The sequence below is a fragment of the Fischerella muscicola PCC 7414 genome, from assembly GCF_000317205.1.
GTDB classification, from domain to species: domain Bacteria; phylum Cyanobacteriota; class Cyanobacteriia; order Cyanobacteriales; family Nostocaceae; genus Fischerella; species Fischerella muscicola.
This window is the reverse complement of sequence record NZ_AJLK01000248.1, coordinates 1-370: the sequence shown is the minus strand read 5'-3', so window position 1 is coordinate 370 and position 370 is coordinate 1. Positions and strand designations below refer to the sequence as shown.

At 48.4% G+C, this 370-nt stretch carries 1 pseudogene; it reads left to right on the top strand.

What is annotated here, in order from left to right:
* Positions 1-370: pseudogene (locus UYI_RS0131495) on the top strand (photosystem II q(b) protein); the annotation flags it as partial.

Here is a 370-nt window from a genome sequence, read left to right as displayed (position 1 = left end):
CTTCTTCCTTGGTTCGTGAAACAACCGAAACCGAATCTCAGAACTACGGTTACAAGTTCGGTCAAGAAGAAGAAACCTACAACATCGTTGCTGCACACGGTTACTTCGGTCGCTTGATCTTCCAATACGCTTCTTTCAACAACTCTCGCAGCTTGCACTTCTTCTTAGCTGCTTGGCCTGTAGTCGGAATCTGGTTCACCGCACTGGGAATCAGCACCATGGCGTTCAACCTCAATGGTTTCAACTTCAACCAGTCAGTGATTGACTCTCAAGGTCGCGTGATCAACACTTGGGCAGACATCATCAACCGCGCTAACTTGGGTATGGAAGTAATGCACGAGCGTAACGCTCACAACTTCCCTCTCGACTT